This window comes from Ruegeria sp. P10 (assembly GCF_056534925.1).
Map to the genome: position 1 here is coordinate 1 of NZ_JBQERJ010000019.1, position 21553 is coordinate 21553.

Annotated in this window: 17 protein-coding genes; 2 read left to right on the plus strand and 15 right to left on the minus strand. The window is 54.6% G+C overall.

What is annotated here, in order from left to right; genetic code table 11:
- Position 1 precedes the first annotated feature (1 nt).
- From ACR0FB_RS20380 to ACR0FB_RS20415, 8 genes are all read right to left on the minus strand, one after another.
- Positions 2-1636, minus strand: coding sequence for a recombinase family protein (locus tag ACR0FB_RS20380; protein ID WP_480686182.1), 1635 nt, complete (start codon positions 1634-1636; stop codon positions 2-4).
- A complete protein-coding gene (locus ACR0FB_RS20385) occupies positions 1633-2676 on the minus strand; it encodes a tyrosine-type recombinase/integrase (protein ID WP_480492314.1) in 1044 nt (347 codons plus the stop codon). The genes ACR0FB_RS20380 and ACR0FB_RS20385 overlap by 4 nt, the downstream gene beginning before the upstream one ends.
- Positions 2676-4250 carry a hypothetical protein gene (locus ACR0FB_RS20390; protein WP_480621744.1) on the minus strand — a complete coding sequence of 525 codons (1575 nt, stop codon included), beginning with the start codon at positions 4248-4250 and terminating at the stop codon, positions 2676-2678. Before ACR0FB_RS20390 ends, ACR0FB_RS20385 begins: the two co-directional genes overlap by 1 nt.
- Before the next feature lie 289 nt (positions 4251-4539).
- The gene (locus ACR0FB_RS20395) at positions 4540-4746 is read right to left on the minus strand and encodes a helix-turn-helix domain-containing protein (protein ID WP_170782160.1); all 207 of its coding nucleotides are present in this window, start codon (positions 4744-4746) and stop codon (positions 4540-4542) included.
- A gap of 180 nt (positions 4747-4926) precedes the next feature.
- On the minus strand, positions 4927-5760 hold the full coding sequence (locus ACR0FB_RS20400; protein ID WP_480621745.1) for a hypothetical protein: 834 nt from the start codon (positions 5758-5760) through the stop codon (positions 4927-4929).
- 333 nt (positions 5761-6093) lie between these two features.
- Positions 6094-6291 carry a hypothetical protein gene (locus ACR0FB_RS20405; RefSeq protein WP_480621746.1) on the minus strand — a complete coding sequence of 66 codons (198 nt, stop codon included), beginning with the start codon at positions 6289-6291 and terminating at the stop codon, positions 6094-6096.
- A gap of 87 nt (positions 6292-6378) precedes the next feature.
- On the minus strand, positions 6379-7359 hold the full coding sequence (locus tag ACR0FB_RS20410; protein WP_480621747.1) for a nuclear transport factor 2 family protein: 981 nt from the start codon (positions 7357-7359) through the stop codon (positions 6379-6381).
- A 249-nt stretch (positions 7360-7608) separates the two neighbouring features.
- Positions 7609-8529 carry a haloalkane dehalogenase gene (locus ACR0FB_RS20415; protein WP_480621748.1) on the minus strand — a complete coding sequence of 307 codons (921 nt, stop codon included), beginning with the start codon at positions 8527-8529 and terminating at the stop codon, positions 7609-7611.
- Positions 8530-8736: 207 nt separating this feature from the next.
- On the opposite strand from ACR0FB_RS20415, the gene ACR0FB_RS20420 reads away from it, so the two are divergent.
- A complete protein-coding gene (locus ACR0FB_RS20420; protein WP_480621749.1) occupies positions 8737-10014 on the plus strand; it encodes a tetratricopeptide repeat protein in 1278 nt (425 codons plus the stop codon).
- Positions 10015-10471: 457 nt separating this feature from the next.
- Here ACR0FB_RS20420 and ACR0FB_RS20425 read toward each other — a convergent pair whose 3' ends face one another.
- From ACR0FB_RS20425 to ACR0FB_RS20445, 5 genes are all read right to left on the minus strand, one after another.
- Positions 10472-11224 carry an outer membrane protein gene (locus ACR0FB_RS20425; protein ID WP_171724058.1) on the minus strand — a complete coding sequence of 251 codons (753 nt, stop codon included), beginning with the start codon at positions 11222-11224 and terminating at the stop codon, positions 10472-10474.
- A 70-nt stretch (positions 11225-11294) separates the two neighbouring features.
- On the minus strand, positions 11295-12539 hold the full coding sequence (locus tag ACR0FB_RS20430) for a DUF3179 domain-containing (seleno)protein (RefSeq protein ID WP_480621750.1): 1245 nt from the start codon (positions 12537-12539) through the stop codon (positions 11295-11297).
- 59 nt (positions 12540-12598) lie between these two features.
- Complete coding sequence (locus tag ACR0FB_RS20435) at positions 12599-14266, minus strand: sulfatase-like hydrolase/transferase (RefSeq protein WP_171724060.1); 1668 nt, start codon at positions 14264-14266, stop codon at positions 12599-12601.
- Positions 14267-14367: 101 nt separating this feature from the next.
- Positions 14368-16005, minus strand: a complete 1638-nt coding sequence (locus ACR0FB_RS20440; RefSeq protein WP_171724061.1) for a sulfatase-like hydrolase/transferase — start codon at positions 16003-16005, stop codon at positions 14368-14370.
- Between the two features lies 1 nt (position 16006).
- Complete coding sequence (locus ACR0FB_RS20445; RefSeq protein ID WP_170347524.1) at positions 16007-16285, minus strand: hypothetical protein; 279 nt, start codon at positions 16283-16285, stop codon at positions 16007-16009.
- Positions 16286-16407: 122 nt separating this feature from the next.
- Here ACR0FB_RS20445 and ACR0FB_RS20450 point away from each other — a divergent pair, with 122 nt between their 5' ends.
- The gene (locus tag ACR0FB_RS20450; RefSeq protein WP_480621751.1) at positions 16408-17724 is read left to right on the plus strand and encodes a tetratricopeptide repeat protein; all 1317 of its coding nucleotides are present in this window, start codon (positions 16408-16410) and stop codon (positions 17722-17724) included.
- A 543-nt stretch (positions 17725-18267) separates the two neighbouring features.
- Here ACR0FB_RS20450 and ACR0FB_RS20455 read toward each other — a convergent pair.
- The gene (locus ACR0FB_RS20455; RefSeq protein ID WP_480621752.1) at positions 18268-19149 is read right to left on the minus strand and encodes an efflux RND transporter periplasmic adaptor subunit; all 882 of its coding nucleotides are present in this window, start codon (positions 19147-19149) and stop codon (positions 18268-18270) included.
- A gap of 108 nt (positions 19150-19257) precedes the next feature.
- Positions 19258-20721, minus strand: a complete 1464-nt coding sequence (locus ACR0FB_RS20460; protein WP_480621753.1) for a DUF6351 family protein — start codon at positions 20719-20721, stop codon at positions 19258-19260.
- Between the last annotated feature and the right edge of the window lie 832 nt (positions 20722-21553).

Sequence of the window (21553 nt, forward strand, 5' to 3'; positions counted from 1 at the left end):
TTCAAATCCTACTCCCGCAACCAATATTACCTACATAAAACAGTATGTTACGCACCGCCTCAGGGCGGCTTTGTTCATTCTGGGCCAACCCAATCATTGCTGCCAGGGCACCCTCCAGTTCGATCTGCACGCCATCCCGTTCATGTTGGACCGTAACACGTTCGATCAAGCCCCGGATAATCTCCAAGGCCCCTGTACGGATCGACGGATCCGATAGAGCCTGCGCCAGATCTGCGACCTTGGAGCGATAGAGTTCCGACAGGTTAGGGTGAAGGCGCACCGGGGGCGGTGCGGGTTCGGAGAGTTTTGCGTCCAGATCGGCGATCTGCGCTTCGAGATCTTCAAGCCTGGCCTGAAGACCTGGGGTGCGAATGCCTTCTGCAATCGCGTCATAAAACCCATTCAGTTTGCGCGCAGCTTTGACCCGCTCGGATTGCAGACGGGTCCGGGCTACCTCCGCTGTGCCTGCTTCTGCGTTGGCGGCTTCGCTGAAGGACTTGATAAAAGCGGCCACTGCGTCGGGCTGCATCAGACGCTGACGAAGCAAATCCAGAACGGCGTCTTCCAGGACATTGCGGCGAATGGAGTGCCTATGGGAACAAGTACCGAGTTTGCGGGCGGCAGAGCAGGCGAGGTAGTCGCGCCCGACTGTCGCGAGCGGCCCTCCGCAGGTGCCGCAGAATGCAAGACCTGTCAGAAGGTGCTTCTTGCGCCGCTTCTCCCAAAACTTGGTTTCCTTGATGGCTTTGACGCGGGGATCAGCCTCGATCTCGCCCTGCCGCTGTTTGACCGCCTCCCAAAGTTTATCCCCGACGATGCGCAGCTCTGGGACCTCCGTGATGATCCATTCGGAGGTATCGTTGAGACGGGAAACACGTCTGCCGGTCTCCGGGTCCTTGATGTAACGCAGCCGGTTCCAGACCAGGCGGCCGATGTAGAGCTCATTGTTAAGAAGGCCGGTTCCACGAGTGCGGTGCCTCCGGATTGCCGTGTCACGCCATAATTTACCACGGGGGCCTGGGACACCCTCGGTGTTGAGGCGGCGCGCAATGGCTTTTGGGGAGTGCCCTTCGGTGAACTCTTGAAGCACCCGTCGGACAATCTCAGCTTCCGCTGCGTTGATCACTCGTTCCCCCGTAACAGGTTGGCCGTCGGGCCCGAGACGCCGGACGACGTCGTAGCCATAGCTGTTGCCGCCACCGGAGCGTCCAAGCTCCACCCGCCCGCGAAGACCGCGCCGAGTTTTATCTGCCAGATCTTTGAGGAACAGTTGGTTCATGGTCCCCTTGAGACCCACATGCAACTCACTGATCTCGCCTTCGGTCAGAGTCATGATGCCGACCCCTGCAAAGCTCAGGCGTTTGAAAATCGCAGCGATGTCTGCCTGGTCTCGACTCAAGCGATCCAGCGCCTCCGCCAAGATCAGATCAACCCGTCCTTCCTGGGTTGCATTGAAGAGCGCTTGCAGCCCGGGACGCAACATGGACGCGCCAGAGACCGCCCGATCCGAATAGGCTTCAACAATGGTCCAGCCTTCGCGTTCTGCCCGCTCCCGGCACAGTCGCATCTGGTCTTCGATCGATGCGTCTCGCTGCATCTGGCTGGAGAAACGGGCATAGATTGCGACTCGGGTCATCGACAGACCTTTTTCTTCTGGTTGATCAGATCCGCGTAGTCGCGGCCTGCTTCAATGGTTTGGGCGTGAATGTAGTGATGCTCTGCCGTTCCGAAGCTCGTATGAGCCAATATTGGTCGGATCAGCTTTGCGTGTTCCGGAGAGGAGCGCGCCAATGTCGTTGCGGCGGCATCCCGGAAGAAATGCGGTGGGATGCGGCGACCCGTCAGCTTAAGCGTTTGATCAGCAATTCGGGGGCCTAGCGCGTTTTCTTTGAAAGGTAAGCCAGTTTTGCCAACCCATAGGACATCGTGCTGCTGTTGGCCACGCTCCAAAAAATAGGGGCGGACTTCGTTGACATAACGACGCAAGAGAGGCTCAACACTCTGGGGAACAACAGCCTCCCATGGCTGCCCTGATTTGGTCAGATCCCCGGGGAGCGCGACGGTCAAGGTGTCTGCTGTGACATGCAAGGATATGCCAATCCGAAGGCCGGCAAAGGCGCGTCGCCGCATCGGCATCAAAGCCAGCATGGCAATCATGGTGCCATCCCGCAGGCACATCATACGGCGCAGCGATGTTGGCGCCGCTTCTGCATGACCCGTCGCCAGAATCAGCCCTGCACGGAATAGAACCTCGCTGGACAACACACGCCCAAGTTTGCGATCCCGATCACCCCGTCCTGCGGTGCGCTTCAATCCCGCTTTCAATCTCCGCTGAGCGGACCAGTCCTGTGTCGGGTCAGCCGCGGAGAGGATACGCAAAACGCCGTCAATGAACATCAACCGGGTCATTGGCCGGGTGTGTGAGAGGTCCCGAAGCCAAGCGGACAGGCGCGGCAGAGTCGCGCGTCGAGCCGGAGGCAGTGTGATCGCATTCGCATCACTTGTAATCAGCCATTGCAGCCATCGGGCATAGCGCAACTCCAAAGTCTTCAGCGAGGTCGCGCGTAGATGTGAGAGCGCGCCGCAATCGTCAAGCGGTCCACCTCCCGCCTGAAGGTTGAGCCACATCTCCTGGTCTTGCGCGGGCCATTCGTCGAGCGGCAGAATAAGGCTCATCAGCGACGCCCTTTCTTGGCATCGACCAGGTCAGCAAAGGCGCGTGTCGCCGACCGTGCCTCAAGACCGGAATACATGTTGATGGTGTGGCTGACCTCCGAATGCCCGAGCAAACGGCGCGCAACCTCGTAGCCGCCGGGATTGGCGTCGAGCCAGTTCATCACCGCGAAATGCCGAAACAGGTGGGCATTCATCTCCAACCCCGTTTCCTTCCGGATCCGTTTGGAGATGCGTGCCGAAAGGGCGTTCGGGTCGATTGGATCGCATCTCTTTCGGCGCGGAAACAGCCAAGGCGTTCCCGCGGGGCAGAGTTCCGGACAGCGAGTTTTGAGATGGGCGTCGATCATGCGCAATACATCCCGTGGGATCTCGAACTCGACAGGTCGCTCGTTTTTGGTCTCGCCGCCTTCCAGAACCAGGTAGGCTCGGCCATCGCCGGGACGGTGCAGGTGGCGTTCCAGGTGGATGTCAGCCAGGTTCTTCACGCGAACTGGGCAGACCAGCAAGATGGCGATGGCGAGCGCATCTTCGCGTGCCAGAGCCCAGCCATACGGTTTGGACGTGCCGCGTGGTCGCGCGAAAATTCGTTCAGGCAGAAGCAGCAGGCGCTGCTGATGCCGGTCCTCCTGCAACACCCGCAGCCGGCTTCGGTTTTTTTGGGTCATGCCATTCTGAGGTTTGACGGCCAGGCGCGCGGCAAGCCCCGACAGCCCGTCCCGGGTGTCATCGGGTGCATTGAGTATCCGGGCTAGGTTGCGGAGCAGCGCGGCGATTTCGCTGATCATCTTTGTGGTCTGGTTGTTGGTGCGTGATAACATCTGGCGCAAACCCCGTTCAGCCATCGTCGGATTGATCAGGACGTCCAATCCGCCAATGTGGCAAATTGGGATGCCAGAATGAACCAGTTCGGAGGCAAACCGAACCAACTGTCTTTTGTATTGAGACAGGGTCGCGGATCGAAGTGCTCTGTTCTGACCGTCATCTGCCAGCGGGTCCGGATTGGACAGACGATGCATCAGCTTTGCAAGAGCAGTTTGGAATGGCGCTGGAAACGCGGTCACCGGAAATGCAATGACCTTCCGACGCGATTCCAGAGGCAGGATGGCCTTGGGCCATTGTGAAATACGTCGAGCCGCCAGGTTCCAGCCGTTGACCGCGGCACGATGTGCAACATCAGGAGATTTGCTGATCTCGTTATGCTCAAGCGCTACTCGATAGGCCCGAGCATGCTCTTTGCACACATTGGCAGGTTTGACGCCTTGCCGGTTCAGATAATGCACGAAGCGGCAGAGTGCGGGTTGCAATGTCTTGTCACCGGACGCAAGTACATCCGTCCAGAGCGTGCGCCAATCGGGAGACAGATCATCGATCCGGTTGTATCGCCGTTCCACCAGCCCGAAATGCGCGAGCGCCGCCCGTGCATCACTGACCGCATTTTGCCAGCTCTTTGGTGTCAGACCAAGCGCAGCCGGTGAGACATTGGCTAAACGGGGCTGCAACCAGCGGCTGTCGCAGGGTACATCCTCTGGAGGTAATCCAAGAGCTTTGGACGTACGGCTCAGGCCGGAGATCATATCTCTGCGGCGTCCGTCTGTCAGAGAGCTATCGGAGCGCAGTTTGTCTATGAGCTGGGCAAACATCGGTGTGTCGGCTTTGACGAAGGCTAATGTCAATGGAACGGGGCTCTGGCTAGTCATCGGGTTTACGTTCCTTTGGACATGTCAGGTCTCGGGTGGACGGGTGTGGACAGGAGGTCCGATTCGGGAAAAGCGTAGCACAAAAAGTTCGCAACTTACGGGCTGGCCTTCTTCCCGAAATGCACATAACGCATTGACATAAATGGACATTAATAGACGTGAGTTCCTACCAGCAATGTGTCTGCCGGTAGGCGGCATGAGCTGCCGGATCAATGCGGATGAGGCGTCCGCCGGGGCCCACCCGAATAACCTCAAGCAGGCCTGCCGCAATCGCACGGCGTACCGTCTTCTCCGAGCAATTGTCCAGTTCAGCGACGTCCTTCACCGTCAAAAGCTTGCGGGGTCGGCTCTTCTTGGCATTGATCTGTGGCATCCTGATGCGCCTCCTTTTGGTCAGAGGCGTTCCGGCCCAGTTCCCGTACTGCCTGGGCAGCCAGCAATCGGACCAACTGGTCAATCGCTGTCTCAACCTGCCGGTGCGCATGGTCGTCAGAAGGGGGTATGGCAGGAACGCGTGTCATGCCATGACCATGACAACGCGGGCTTGCTCCTTCTAAGTGTATTGATTGGCCAATTCCGGCGGCGCCCAACGCTCTTTCTCTTCACGCTCAAGCTTGCCGCGAAAATCGTCTATATCCACGCGGATCGTCTCACCGCTCAGGATTTGCCCCGGCTCGGTGATCATCTTCACGACAGCCTGGATAAAGTTGACGAGCGGACCTTGCCGTTGTCCTCCGGGGCGCCCGTCTGAGTATGTTGTATAGGTCAGAGGGCGACCGGCATCTTTCCAGATGTAACAGCAGCTCTCGACGATGTACTGACGGCGTTTGTCGCGCGAGAACCGCTTGTCTCGGGGCGACATCTCTGCAACTGCGCCGGGGGTCACAAGGATGTGCCGAATGTCATCTATGACATCCTGAGTAAGTGTCGTTGCGGTCTCAAGCTTGTCGAGGACTTGGTCAAGAAGGTCTCCATCTTCTGGCGTCGCCGCGAAATAAGTCGAAAGCGAGCCCAATGCGTTCCGGAGTTCTTGGGGACCAATGGAACTCTGTTTTGCTTTCCGCAAAAGTTGCTTGAGGTGCTTTTGACCTCGTTCAATCGCTTGCGAGCGTCGGACCTCAGTCAGATTGATTGCGATGTCGTCGTCGTTATTGAGGCAGTTCCCAAGAAACACAGAGAGTTCGCGTACGAGCTTAGTCGGCAGGTCAAACTGTTCAGCCAAGCTCCCGATCATGTCCTTGGAAAGAGCGCCGCGTTCTCCATAACAGCCAAGCTTCCACGACATCGAGCTTTTGATCCCATCCATGTGCGGATAGATGGAATAGTCACCTTCAGTATCTGTAACGTCTTGATTGCCCTTCAGACCGCTGTCCGCGTTAGCGCTCATGTTGTTCTCCATTTGGCACATTCTAGGGTCTGGTCGCACATCCAAAAGCTTACGTGTATCAAGGCAGTACCGATTGCTGAGGAAGCTTGCCGGTTGAAGCAAGTCGACCCCTCCAAAAGTTGCACATAAACAATAGAACAGGAAGAGAACAGCTTGTGCTCCAGCTAATGCTTGATCGTCCAAGGCGGTTTTAACGCTATTTCGGTAGCAGACTGCACACCGCACTGTAGTGGATACATGCGCCTGCCGAGTGACCGGTCGCTTTGCCGCTAGAGCAGACATTGAACCCAATACACCGAATGACCGCACCGAGCCCAAATCAACCGATGCTGCTTAGCGCACCAATGTCAGCGATGCGCAAAAGCGGACCTTGCAAAGTCCGGCGTGCAGCACACCGACATCATGCAACTGGCCGACGACGATCTGTGCCGTGCGCGTTTCGGTAAAGCCGATTTCCGGATGAGCATGCAGGTCCTCGAATATCGCGGTCAAATCTTCGGCACTGTCTGCAATGGTGGGAAGAATACTCAAGTCAAAATCTCTTTTATATGCGCGTCTGTTGCCGAATGAGCCTGGGCAAGGATGGCGAATTACCATTTTTGGCTGGAAGGCCAGTTCTTAGGTGGTTCTTTGCCAATCGAGTTTAAGTATTGAGTGCTCCCCATCCAGACCCTTTAGCGGAATTGTCATCGGGTCGCGAAAAAGAAACTCATTTGACCCGCCAACCATAATCCGCGTGGCGTCTGACACACAGATATCACTTGGCGCAGCAAGCGACGCGATGCGAGCGGCTTTGTTTACCACTGTTCCGAAGTGATCGGCGTCAGAAGTAATCACTTCGCCGGTATGCAAACCAATACGAACTTGCAGTTTCGGTTCGGCGGTTTCAGCTGCGTTGGCGCGCTGAATATTCTGAGCCGCTAACAGGGCGGCCCTCGCAGACCCGAAAGTAGACATTACACCATCACCAAGCGATTTCACCAATTGCCCACCGCTATCGACGATATGGGTCTCGACCAGCTTTAGGTGCCTGCGCACAGAATCGGTCCAGAGTGTGTCCCCTATCGTTTCAGCGATCGTCGTGCTGTCGGCGATATCTGTAAACATGACAGTCGCAATACCGCTTTGACCAAGTTCGTATGGGGTGGACAGGGCGGCATCGAGAAGCTCCTCAAAACCTTTTGCCTCGTACCCGAAGCCTTCAACGTTGTTGACGGGAATTGAGTTGTGAACATGCACGATTTTCCAGGAACCCTTGTCGAGTTTCAAAATGACGGTGGAGCGCAATTGCGCGGATTGTCCCGTTTCAATCGCGTCGATGGTTGCCTTCCATTCCACCCAGCCAAGGGATCCGCATTCAAAACCACGCAGTTCATCCGGGCGCCACTGAAACCGTGGAACCTCCTGAATATACTGCGCCATGCCACGACGTAGCGCATCATCTCGCCACGCCTCATCCTCGTCAGAGCCAAAATAGGACAACGCTGGATCGTCAGAGAAAAGATGTGCGACCGTTTCGCCGTCGCCGCGACCGTACGCTTTGATCCAACGTTCCACTATGGCGGCAAGTTCTGGCGAAGGGCGTATCGTGTCATTCATCAAGTGAATGATAGCAACTACAGCGCCTTACGCATAGTATTCTCAAAATAGTGAACCGGTGAAAACCAACTGCGGCGGCGGCCCGGAACGCCGCGGTTAGCGCAGCAGATCACCCACGCATCAAACCACTCAGAGTTTTAGACGTCACGCAAAGATCACTTTCGAGATAACTGCATCTGGCAACTTTGTCCGAGTTTTGTCTATTCATGCTGCGGTCTGTACGAAGTTCCTAATTCTCACCCCTTAGGGCTAAATGAGATGCCCTCCATCTTCCCATGCAGACAAGCCCGCGCGAGCAACTTGTTCGCCGTTGGTCTCCTGAACGAAGTGACCTGCGTCTGGCAGCATCAAAGGAGGGCGAACTACGCCCAATATTTCGTGCATGCGTTTCATCAGCCTCGGCGGGATCAGAACATCTGCTTCTCCAATCGCCATGAAGCTGTCGCCAGACCAGTCAGTTTTCCACCATGCCGCTGCGCGTCGCGACACATCAACGCCCTCCATGTCGGGTTCGGTCATCACCAACGACGGGAACTTCCGCACCCCGCCCCGATAACGCGCGTTCGGGAAAGGGGCGGCGTAAGCGGCCGCAACTTCATCACTCATGCCGGGCACGTACTTTTGAAACAATGCGGCCACGTCATAGTCCGGGTGGGTTCGGTGGAAATCCCTCCAGGCATCGAATCCTTCGCTGCTACCGCCACCCAAGCCGAGAACCGTGTTCATAACCAATAGCCGATTGAAGCGATCAGGCATGTCTGGTGGAATGGTAAGACCAAGAAGCCCACCCCAATCCTGTACAACGAGTGTAATTCCTTTGAGATCGAGCGTTTCAATCAACTCGATCAAGCTCTGACGGTGAAATGTGAAGGTGTAGCAATTGTCTTGGATAGGTTTGTCAGATCGGCCGAAACCGAACAGGTCAGGAACGACAACTCGGGCGCCAGTCTCGAGAAAGACCGGAATCATATGCCGATACAAAAAACCCCATGAAGGCTGCCCATGAAGGCACAAGAACACCCGCTCTGCATCCTGTGGACCTTCGTCTATTCTTGCCATCCGCAGGCCTTCATACCCGGCCAACTGATCTTCGTACTGAGGACGCCAGGCGAAATCAGGCAGGTTTAGAAAACGGTCGTCTGGCGTACGTACAGCGTCAATAGGTGACAATCCTGTTCCCTGCATTTCTGTTTCTGTTGGGCAAAATTGCATCTTTCAGAGTTTCTCACAAGCTGACATGGCAATTCACGAATGAATGGCAACTTCGCCCGCAAAGCAGTCGATCATTCGTTCCAGTGTTTAGAGTTTCAGATTTGTGCTAGCATTTTCCAATTGTGAATGACCAAGTTCGGACACTGACGAAATGAGGTCACGTTAATGCTGGCTGATAGATACGGACTGACACTGACGACGAGATCGCCGGATGCACGCGACGCGTATGTTGCGGGGATTGACCATATCCTTGCCGCAACATTTGGCGCCACCGCCGCCTTCTCTGCCTCTGTCGCTGCCGACCCCAGTTTCGCCCTGGGCCATGTTGGGCTTTCTCGCGCTCGAATGTACGACAGCGATATACCGGGCGCTCAAAAGGCACTTGCCTCGGCTCGCTCCTGCGCCTCTGGGTTAACCGAACGTGAGAGAAGCCATATCGCGGTTTTCGATCTGTTCCTGCAGGGCCGCGCGTCCGAAGCCCGAAGCGCAGTTCAAGAGCACATTGCAGCTCACCCGCGCGATGTCCTGGTCGCGCAGATCTGCACCAATATTTTCGGCTTGATTGGGATGTCGGGTGAACCCGGCCGGGAAAGCGCACAACTTGCCTATACAACTAAACTGTTTGATGCCTTGGGGGAGGATTGGTGGATTATGAGCGTGCATGGTCAGGCGCTGTGCGAGGTAGGACGGCTCGATGAGGCAATGTCTATGATGGAACGCTCCCTCGCCTTGAACAATAGCAACGCGAATGCCTCGCATTTCAAAGCGCATACACTTTACGAACAAGGGTCTGGTGAGGCTGGTCGCGCCTACCTTGCGGACTGGATCTCGGACTATGATACGCGCGCCGTATTGTACGGCCATTTGAGCTGGCATCGTGCGCTTTGGGCATTGGAGCAGGAGGATGAGGCCGAACTTTGGGCGATTTACGACGGTGCGATTGCGCCACCAGTGTCCCATTCGCTGCCAATCAATGTTCTGACGGACGCTGCCGCTCTTCTGTATCGCTCTGAGATTGCAGGTTACAAAGTGGCACCGGAACGTTGGCGCGATCTGAGCGAGTACGCCGCACGGTTTTTCCCCAAACCAGGGATGAGTTTTGCAGACATTCACAGTGCCCTGGCCCATGCCATGGCTGGAGATGGTGAACGTCTGGCAATCTTGACCGAAACAAAGACAGGTTTTGCGGCGGACCTTGTGCGCCCGGTGGCACAAGCTTGGAGTTCGATTGCTCAGCATGAATGGACGGCAGCACTGCAACTATTGACACCGGTAATGGCAGATCACGCGCGCCTGGGAGGGAGCCGGGCGCAGCGCGACCTGTTGGAGCTGACTTACCTGAACCTACTTTTGAAGTCCGGCCATGGTCCAGAGGCGCATCGAACGGCAATAGCTCGACGTCCTATCTTTAGTCAGGCTGCGCCCATTGTCGGCTTTGCCTGAACTAGCGCTGACTTATTTGATCGGTTTCTAAAATAGAGCCAGTATTAGCCGAAGTGCGAACGAGCGATTTGAACCCCAAAGCTTCAGATGCTGCAAGAAGTTCCTATGTCCGCTAACCGGCCCGTTCCTGCCGTTAGCGAACGGGTCAAGATGCTGCGGTCGCAGCCCGCGTAGCCGCCATTCGCTGTAGTTGCGAAAGCCAGCCGAGGTGAATTCTCACTCTGCGGTTGAAAGTGGCATCGCGACTTAGACTTGCTTCATTCATCGCTTGATTTCTAGAGTGAGAACAAACTCCAACCAGCTATCGATGCTGGGGTTCAAGAACTGGTGCCAGACACGAAGACAAATCTGAGGACACAGCGAATATGATTCTCTAGAACTTTCTGCAGTCTACTCGCGCCAATCAAACGATGTTCGTAACATCACAACCCAGTCTCGAGTTCACCAATAAAGAATTCTAGAAACGATAAGTCGCGCCTAACACTGGCCCTGACTGATCAAATGTAAAATCGCTACCGTCGATCTCATGGTCAAACGAGATATAGCGATAGCCGCCGCGGATCAGCCATCTGTTGTTGATGGCATATTCGGCGGTCAACAGAACCTGCCATGTTTCACTGCCGCTGCGGAAACCTCCGTAGTCGACGAAACCGGTGCCGGACCATTTGTCCGAGAACCGGACGCGTGCTCTGGCGGCGATGACAGGGTCGGTCCAGCTGTCGTCGGCGGTTGTTGTCCTCCCCGGTGCCGCGCCAGGGAGAAGGGTGAACTCTGTATCAGTGCTGAACCACCGGAACCCTCCGGCGACATCCACCGAGATAGTTGGTGCTTCATACACTCGGTAGCCGACATAACCGCTTAGGTATTGCGTGGTAAATGATGTCTCGAGGCCCGAACTGGCGGGGCCGGGAGTGCTGTTGCTGAACGACAAATCTGTGTAGTTGTAATCTGCAAGTATAAGCCATCGTCCGTCGGTGGCCGAGAACGCTCCCATAAAGGCGAAATCTAGGTTTTCCAATGCATCAGAAAAACTGAGTGTACCGTCCAGTGTCCCCATGGGGGTGCTTAAGGATGTTTCTGTTTCCGGCATGAACAGATAAATCGTGGCCTCGTAGGACCAATCGGATTGTTGTGCCGCAGCCGTTGTGGCTGCCGATGCCGATAGCGTTGCCGCGCATAAGCAACTTTTCACCCATAGTGACGAAAACACTCTGTTCCTCCCGACAAACATACAAGTTTCAATAAATTGTCGTTGGTTTGAAATTGTGTGGTCCTGATTTTCATTCCGCAGCTTCTTCCGTCGCCATCGAACTGTTGCCGACGCGATTGATATCTGTGTTCGGGAAAAACTCGGACCAAACGTGCCAGAATACGCCTGCGCGCAGGGTTTCTACACGTTTTAGCTGACCCTGATCCGAGTGACCCCAGAAATCGCATTTGGCCACCGGTTGACCCGAGTCGTTATACCAAACGCCCAGGCTTTCATATTTCGGATCCAGGCTGACCACGACATCCCGTCCTCCGACTTTGGCGGTCACGATCCAGTTGTTCTCGATGATGAAATCGTCGGTCCAGCAAGCGACATCTTGACCAATCGTAATTCCCCAGACGTAGGTTTTGTTCGGCAACCGGTGGTCTGAACGATCCATGTTGTCCATCACAGGAGCGTCTTCCTGATGTTGGCGTCCGATGCCCCAGCCAAAGGTCATCTCGGTCATCATGTCCAGCAGACGCAGCAAAGGGTTCGTGGATGGTTTGTTCAGAAACACCTCACCTTCTGGATAGGCTTTCTGAAACCCGCGGAATGTCATTCGAAAGGTGGGCCAAGGCCTCATTTGCGCTTGGGGCCGGAGAGGGCAAGCAGGACCCTCGGAGTTGGGGTCGCGATCCGCCTCGCGAAAACCGTAGATATGCTGGATCGGATCGCCCGTGTCGTTGTCACGCAGTATCAAGTTGTTGCCATGCTGGGCCAGAACCTCAAGGTTCAGGCGCCGTCCTTCTATTCGCGGTGTGTACCCCTGACCCAGATTGGCCATCGCGCAGTAAGTCATTACCACATCCTCGCCCCCCAGCCCATCTACATCGCCCGCCAAATGAGGGCGCATGATCTGCGCATCCGGGTGCGCGCGCGCGTGACCATTGTGTTCGATGACGATGACTGGCGCTGTTGGACCGACATATTTTCGCGCTTCCTCGATAGAAAAATACTGGGCGTCGTTGAGCTGGTTTCTCAGGCCCAAATGCACCCACACATAGGGAAACCCATAAAGAAGCAAGGTCAGCGCAGCCGTTACGAGCCAAAGCCAGAAAGGGCCGCCCCCCAAAAGGAAATGTGCAAGGGTTGCCACTACAAATCCGCCCAGGCCAATGCCAATCAGGCGGTATTCATGCCGGATAAAGCGCACCATATTCTCGCGCTTTACTTTCAGCAGCATTTGCGAGACATCGCCAAGGTCGCGGAAATAGACAAACCCGATTCCGAGTGACACGATCAATCCCAGTGCGAAAATTATGCTACCAACCATGCTGAGATCCTCGATTTTGGTGATTACAGTCCTTCGCGGTTCATTACGAAAGAACAGGCCTACTTCTGGGGCGACGCGCGCTTGATCATGAAAGCTTCAACGGCTTGCTGTGTCTCGGGACGAATGTTCTCAATCCCCTCATAAGGCATGCCGTAGGCGGGCGGAGTATCGGGGTATTTCTCTTTCCGCGCCTTGTGGCGGCCCAGTATACGTACGAATTCCTGCCCACCCCAAGACCCGACTTCGGTTGAGACCGAGTATTCTTCGCGGGTGTCGCGGTAAAGATCGAAGAATTTTGCTAAAATTGCGCTCTCGCCGGGTCCCGGCAGTTTGAGCTTAAGCTGATCCTTAACGATCGCCTCGGGTTTCGCGACCGAATAGATGATCACGTGATCGCGTCGCGCTTTCGATTCATCCGCGAACAGTAGCGCCGCCGACTGATCGACACCATCGACCAGACGATCCCTTGGGATGAATCCATCCGCCCCGGCAAAGCGCGAGATCGTGGTATAGAGGTCCGAAACATGAATGATGCTGTTTAACAACCCGTCAGCTTCAATCATGCCCGGCCAGCGGATGAAGGCGTCCACGCGCACGCCACCTTCAGTCGTGTCGCCTTTACCGCCCGCGTAAATCAGTGGGGTAAACCCGGATTGCGGCGCGTATTTGGTAAAATGCCCATTGTCGCCCATAACCACAACGATGGTGTTTTCGCTGAGCCCTAGATCATCCATGCGCGCGAACAGATCACCCAGCCACTGATCCAGTAGCTGCATCTTGTCGACATACAAGCCGCCATTCGCGCTTTCCGGCCCGTCACGGCCGGCGCGGGTATTGTCCAGCGGGATCATCGGCCAATATTGCAGGAAGAAGGGCGCGTCCCCAGTTGCAAGGCGTTCCAGTTCCTGAAGTGTTTTATCCTGAAACGCCTGGTTCATTTCGTCGTATTTTTCGGCGTTCCAGCGTTCTCCGGCTTCCATGCGGATTTCGCGAATGGCGCCGCCGGTCTCGCCCTCGATGACGGTCATCATCGCCGAGGCATCCGGTCGGAACCAGCCGTCCAGTGTGTATTTATCCTCATAGTCCCGGATCGCGACCGAGACCTGTTCTTTGATCGCATCATCATTAAAGATTGTCAGCTGGCCCTGCTGGTGGATGGCGTGCTGGGCATAGTCAAAACCCTGATTCATCGCCCAGCTTTCGGCAATATCGCCCATATGCCACTTGCCGACGTGGCTGGTTGCATATCCTGCCTGTTTCAAGACTTCGGCCAGCGTCACTTCATTATCGGGCAATCCAAAGCCAGCGATATCGACGGTCGTATCACCCATTCCCATACGCACGGGCAAGCGGCCGGTCATTTGTGCCACGCGAGTCGGGGTGCAGGACGGTTCAGTATACATCCGAACCATACGCAACGCTTCGTCCGAAAAGTCGTTGATGTTCGGAGTGTCGTACCCACGGACAGCGTTGAGCTCGGGTATACCCATATCGCCAAAGCCCATATCGTCAATCAGAACGCTGACGATATTTGGGGGTTGCCCATTGTTGCCGTCACGAAAAGCGGCCAAAGCCTGATCAACGGCAGCGTCATCCTGCACCCATTGTTCCGCGCGTTGGGCTTGCAGAATATAAAACTCAGCATCGTGTTGAATAGGGTCGTCCTGAGCCTGCAAAGGTGGGGCGGCAATGCCTGCACACAAAACCATAAGCCATTGTAGTTTCATTCCATCTCCCCCAGGGTTCGAAGCCGAGCTTCGGTTTTTGACTTCGATGTGATTACCATCAGTAACATCGATATATTCGAATAATTACTAAATTTGTGATCTCACTGCCAACTCGTGAATACGTCGCGGGTCAGTTCGGATTCCGGGCGCAGGTTTTCAATGCCTTCATAAGGTGTACCTTTGCCAATCTCTGAATGCGGATACTTGGCGATCATCTTCTGGTGACGCTTGATCATATCTTGAAAAGATGCCCCGGCCCAAAGCGAGTAGCCCACCAAAGGGTGTTCCTCTCGGGGGTCCCTATAAATATTATAAGTCGGAGCAGCCGCGCCGGGTTGACCGGGGGCAGGAAGATGCATCTTGAACTCCTGCTTGACGACCGAGCGCAAGACAGGTCCTTCGTAGATATAGACATAGTCGCGCCGCCCATTTCCCTCGCCGTTCAACAGCAAGGCCGTCTGGTCGATGCCGTCTATTACGCGGTCCCTTGGGATAAAGTCTGTGGCTCCGGCAATTCGCGCCATCGTGGTGAAGATATCTGAGACGTGAAAGATGTCACCGGCTGCGCTGTTGGCTTCGATCACACCGGGCCAGCGAATGAACGCATCGGTTCTTACGCCGCCTTCAAGATGCTGGGTTTTGCCACCGCGATAGATCAGCTGGTTCAGACCGGATGAGCCTTCGTAGTGATACATCAGGCCATTATCCGCCATCAAAACAACAATTGTGTTGTCCGCTTTGCCAGATTCTTCAAGCTTGGCCAAAAGATCTCCGATCCAACCATCAAGCAGTTGCAGCTTGTCGGCATGAAAACCGCCATTTCGTGAAATTGCCTGATCCGGGTAGACGAAGTTCAACGGGTAAAGCGGCCAGTATTGTAAGAAGAATGGCGCATCCTCGGAAGCGACGCGTTCAAGTTGCTCCAACGCCTGCCGTTGATATCGTTCGTTCATCTCTTCATATTTGGTCTGCGTCCACACTTCACCGGCTGACATTTCTACTTCCTGGGCGGGTCCACCGGCTTCGGCCTCGACACCGGTGACAAGGCCGTATGGCTTGAACCGTTCATCCAGCAGGAACTGATTGTTCTGCCCCTCGGGCACATAGCCGAGCATGGTGTTGGACCGCATTGCCTCGGGGGTCATGAGGCTCAGCTGTACTTGCTGGTGGAGTGGAAATGCGGCCCAATCAAACCCCTGATTGTGGGGGTACGATTGTTCGATGTCGCCTTGGTGCCATTTGCCGACATGCGCCGTATTATAGCCGACCTGTTTCAGAATCTCCGGCAGTGTCACTTCACTGGCCGGAAGGCCCTCGCCAACCAAAGCCACCTTGACCTCTTCCACACCTGCGCGAATTGGGTGGCGCCCTGTCAACATGGCTGTGCGGGTCGGAGTGCAGGAGGGTTCGGTATACATGCGCATCAGCGACAAACCTTCGGTGGCCAATTGATTGATGCTGGGTGTCTCGATCCCCATGACGTAATTCATCTTGCGGTCACCCATCTGACCAAAGCTGACGTCATCAATCAGGATGTAGAGGAGGTTAGGGGGCTTATCGCCATTGGCCGCACGAATTTCGGCCAGCTTGGCGTCGACTTCAACGTCTTGTGCATCCCATGCCTCACCAAACTGCGCGCGGAGGAATTCAAACTCGCCGTCATGAACAATTGGGGTTTCCTGAGCAAGCACGGAGCCAGCACCAATCAACAACGTAGGCAAGATATATCTAAGTTTCATGTCAAACCTCCAAATCTTTGTTCCGTACCGATTCCGCACGCGCGCCCTGAGCCCGCAGGTGTCCGTCAATACTGCTGCGCAGGTCCGAGAGGCTTTCTGCCAGATCCGCGAGATAGCGCATCTGTAGAACTGAATGCGACTTTGGCGGCATCGCCATTTCTGCGAAGACCTCTTTGTAGTCGCGACAAATTTGATCGAACTCTTGGTCTTTTTCCCGCAGGTTCCGTAGCAGACGACCCGCTTTGGGAAATTGAGATTCAAAGAATTCATCATCCGTCATTGGCAGCGCTTTTTAGGCATTCTCCCTCTAAGCATGCATCCAAAAGAATATGTATTGCACGTTTCAAGCCGCATGCTACGGTAGCAACGTGACGTCAAACCCTTATTGTGAAAGGATAGTTTTTGAACGTCAGCGTCGGCAATCAGGGCCAGACTGGTACTCAATCGTTCTCGGGCGAGCAGTTGCGTGCCGCGTTGGACAAGGTTCTGAGGTCGGATGAATTCAAAGGATCCGCCCGCATGCGATCATTCCTATCTTACGTGGTGACGGAAACGCTGGAGGGTCGTTCCGACGAAATACGTGCCAAGACCATTGCGATGGATGTTTATGGATACGACGCGGATGAGTTATTGAAACGCGAGGGCGTCGTGCGTGTGGATGCCGGGCGTGTTCGGCGAAAGCTGCAATCTTATTATGACGGTAAAGGGATTGCTGACGAATTGGTTATCTCACTGCCCGTCGGGGGTTACGCACCCGAATTTTTGCCGGGCTCCAGTCGAAGCAGACGAAGCTTACGCGGAAGGCGACGGGCTACCGCAGTCGTTATCTCGCTTTCACTATTAATAGTCAGCATTCTTTTTGGTGTCCTGATTGGCCGCAATTCGCAATCTGTAGCACCCAAAACCGGCAAAACTGCAATCTACGACGTGTCACCTGCCCGTGTCGAGGCAATGAACCTAAGCGACGCAGGCCGGGATCTGATTTTCCCTGTTACGGATCTGGCCCGGCTTCAGCCCGCGTTGTTGATTTTTAAAACAGCGATTGAACGAGACCCGTTATATTACGGGGGATATGCTGGTGCTTCTCAGGTCGAAACAATGCTCGCCATTATGCAATCGGGCAAGCCCGGTTCAGACGAGTTTTTGCACGCAGCGGACAAGAATAGTGCTTACGCTTTGGAAATGGCTCCGAATGCACCTTGGCCGCTTTCAGCGCGAGCCTGGTTTGAATTTGGGGTGGGCAACTACGATAGCGCAGTTCGACTATCCCAACGGGCTGTAGGTTTGGCGCCCGATGATTCACACGTTGTTGAATTCGACGCCTTGATTTCCCTTTATACATCCGATTTTGACCGAGTTTTGTCTCAATCAGCGCGATATAGAACACTTGCCCCACAAGGAGGGGGACTTGTTTTTGACAACGCACTGGGTGCGGCTCAGTTCCATACGGGCGACTATGCTGCCGCAATCCGGACGTTTGATGAATCGATATCTCGCGGTGGGCCATTCGGGCCAATTTCCGCGGCTTATCTTATGGCGGCCCGCTTGCGGAACGGGGAACAAGCAGAGGCACAGCGGCTTGCACAAGTATTTTCGGACACTTGGCCAAGCTTCCCCCTCGAAGAACTGAAGACTCGCGTGTTTGTCGACCCACAGCCAGTTCAAGAACTGATCAGTGCAATGAAAGCTGCCGGTTGGTCAGGACCCGCCAAGCCCTGACGATTTTCTATAGGGTTTGTAATAATTCGTTCAGAGGCATGCGCTTCCAAGGAGGAGGTGCGTTGGTTGTGAAGTGGACGAACCTCCAGACGAGATCAAAACAAAGTTCATCGATACCGAATGGGTGTGTGATGGACAGACAAAGGTCTGCTCTTGGCTCCCGATGAGATAATCTTTGCACTCGCAGCGAACTTCTGCTTCCCGCCCTTTCTTCCAGTTGTTGCTGATTGCAGTATCGGTCAAAGTGGGCTCGACACGGTCATCCGACTGTTTTTCTCAGAAGACGACTACGCGCCGCTAAACGGCCGTTCGGTTACGAAAAACCGAACTTTCTGCTCTTAATGACCGCTTTCTGCGAATAGCAGACGCTGGTTAAAAATTCGGCTATGTCCGACTTGCGGACAAACCGATCGTTCGCGGATTAACACCCGAAGCAAAAAGATAAACGCTGTCACTCTTTCTGCTTGGATTAAGGCGTTCTCTACAGGACAAAGCGGAGGTGAATTGCACTTTGCGTAAAACCGGCATCCAGATAAAGAGGTATTAGTTCTTGAGTTCGACCTTTGCCTGGACTTTCAGGCCTGGGATCAGAAGTGTCTGCGGATTATTGAACCTTGCCCAGACGCGCAGATTGCCTTGCCCATCCAACTCATTGTCGGTTGAGATTATTTCTCCGGACTCCTCGAATACTGTGCCATTGGGCAGGATCACGTAAACATCCAGCTTCTTAAGTAGCTGAGGTATAGGCACTGGTGAGACGTTCTGAAGTGCAATGAGTGTGTCATAAGGCTGAAGATACGAAACCAGAACCGTGTTCAGGTCCAAAATCTCTGCAATTGGACGGCGTGTCTGCGTTTTCAAATAAGCTCCGAGATCATGCTTCGGGGCGACAATCCAGCCGGAAGCCTGCGCTTTGATTTTAGTTGCGGACAGAACAACCTGCGCCTTCTTTAACTTTGCCTGCGCTTCCCTCAACGCAACTTCAGCAAGCGCAAGCGCCTGTTTGGTTTCCAGCTTCCTCAACGCTGTGGCAGCACCTGTGCCCGCTAGGGAGGACGCACGCTCTGCCGCTTCGCGTGCGATTTCCAGTTCCACTTCTCGTCGCCGCACCTCATTCTCAGCCAGTTCGACGTCCAGTTCAAAGGTCTGCTTTGCAAGTTCAAAAAGCACCTCGCCTTTCTCGACGCGTTGCCCGTTGATGAAGTTCACACTAACCAACGTTCCGTTAATGCTGTTCGAGACCTGTGTGCGTTCCCCAGCTTCAACGACACCTTCGAAGACCTGTCGTTCCAAGAATTCGACAACCTCATCAAGTTCGCTCGCCATCACCTGAGAAAAGCTAAGCAATGCCATGGAGACGGCTACGACGAATGTGCCGAAGAATTCACAGCGATTTATGGAGCACTTGCTGCGAAAGAATTCCATTTTCTTTTTGATCCTTATTACAAAAGCGTATCACATACAAAGATCGTGACATTCGAAGCGGAACATGTCGAAACGTTCAACGAGCACGCCCAACACTCTTCTGGCTCGCTAGTTTGGAACGACGCAACTGAAACTCTCTGGTTTACTCGGATCGCCACTCCCATCGTAAGTTACAATGGCCGGATGCGCGCAGATAATCCGCCCGCCTTGTCCGGTGGGCTCGCGGGTCAGCGGATGGACATAAGGCGCGTCGAGTTGGTCAGGTGCCACCCCTGTGTCCAACCATTCTTCCAGCGCCTCGATATAGTTTGTGCCGTCCGGTCCAGGCCCAAACCGGCAGTGGGTGATGCCGGGGCGAATAAACAAGCGTACATCTTCGCGAGCAGAAGGGTCGTGTTCAAGCACCCGTTCGTAATAGGCAATAGTTCCGTGTGCAGACAGCGACCCATCCATCCAGCCGTTGTCAATTATAAGCTTGCCGCCATTGGCCCGGAATTCCGATAGGTCGGGATTTTCCGCATCAAGCGTCGGGCTCAAGCGCGCAGCGTGATGGGCGAAGTCAGAAAAGTCATAGTCTTCATAAGTCCAGTCAGGATCGCCGTAGAAGAAGTTCTTCATCAATTGTGTAGAGAAACCCCAGGTTGCATTAGGAATCGGAGGCGCTTCATACACCACCGCATCCTCATCGCCGTCACCGGGGTGGAAGTCGATTTCGGCGCCCTCGACATAGCCTCCAGTATTCCACATCGACCAACCCAGCGGATTGTCCGGCAACTCCACGCCCATCGGCATGCCGGGCCACGACATGCCCCCGAATTCCACCTCGCGATAGAGATCTTCTGCGACCCGGACCTGTTCTGCGCTCAGGCACTGATTGGTTTCACCTTCTCCACACAGCAGGCTCGACACCACAAAGTCGCACTGGCGCGGATCATTCAGAATGCCGTCCTCAAGCCCGTCAATCGCGTCGCATTGTGCCATGATGGCATTCCCGAGAAGGGCTTGCGCCTCGGTATCGATGACTGGTGTCGAAATCTGGTTTGGATCAGGGAACATGTTCATGGCGTCGTAAGTCCACCGGCCAGCCATCTCCTTTGTCCAGGAGTAGGCTGGTGCCCCGGCATAGATGCCATCGAAAACGCCCGGTGATCTCTGCGCGACCATCAAAGCCTGACCACCGCCACGGGAGCATCCATAGAAAAGGTTGCGCTGTATTTCCGACCCATAATACTCAGCTATGATCGCTTGGGACGACACAGCCGTTCTGTGCACTGCCTGGAACCCAAAACTGACCTGGCGTTCAAGATTGTTTAGGGCCCAGCTTGCGACGATAGCGTTGCCCTTGTGTCCTGTGTCCGTCGTGACGGTCGCCCATCCGTCGGCAAGCACATTACCCAAAGCCATAGCGGCATTGTTGAAATCGCCGGAGAACCCTCCGCCACCGCCCATGACGAACTTACCGTTCCAGTCGTCCGGAAGCAGCAGTTCAAATCCGGTCTCGGTCCCAATTTCACCGATAACACGACAATGCGGTGCAGGTTCAGACAGCGCTTCTACAGTTAAGACAGTCATATCGGGGACGCTGGGAACTCCGCTTAAACTGCATTCACCGGCGGCTACAGTAGTCGCTCCCGTTGCGAGTGCAGCTATCGTGAAGCCTATCAGCTTGGCAGGTCTTTGAAGGCCTTCCAAAGTCGTTGAACAAAAGCACATTCGGGTCCCCCCATGTATTCATTTTTTTGAGTATGTTCGAACGTACTGTCCAGAAAACCATGCTGTCCAGAGAATCTTGTCGCCGAAGCGAGGTCCGTGCATTTGAACAAATGATTGCAAACAATCATATCGGTACCGTTTTCCAGAGAACAAACACGATTTAAAAAGACTGATTCTTATAGTCAGCTCTGAACTTGGTCGGTTTCAAGCTTCTTACGTTTGTAGAAATGCGAATACACAGAGCGTTCTCTTAGTCGACAATAACTGTGACAAAAGCGCGGACTAACTTATCCGTCGGTTACGTCCGCTTTGGGCTCGACCCGGTCATCTGAGTGTTTTTATCAGATGACTCGTTAGGTTCGAGTAGCCGACATTTACGGCAAAATTTTCGCAATTCACCAGTGAGCGGCGGCTTCCGTCATAGAGCAGACGCTCGTGGAAAATGGCGCTATGACCGAGTTGCGTATTAAAGCGGACTTTGCGAAGACTGAGCAAACGTCCGTTATCTCACTTTCTGATATCGAACTCGACTCCGCGCTGGTGATTTGAGTGTCGACCTGAGTACCGGCGCCAGCAGAGACTATTTTGACTTTGGCATCACTACCAGCTGTTGTGCATCATCCTATTGTGCAGGGTTTACCCATCCTTGTTTTCGCAACTCGCGTAGCACGGCTTCTGCGTTCTCGACATC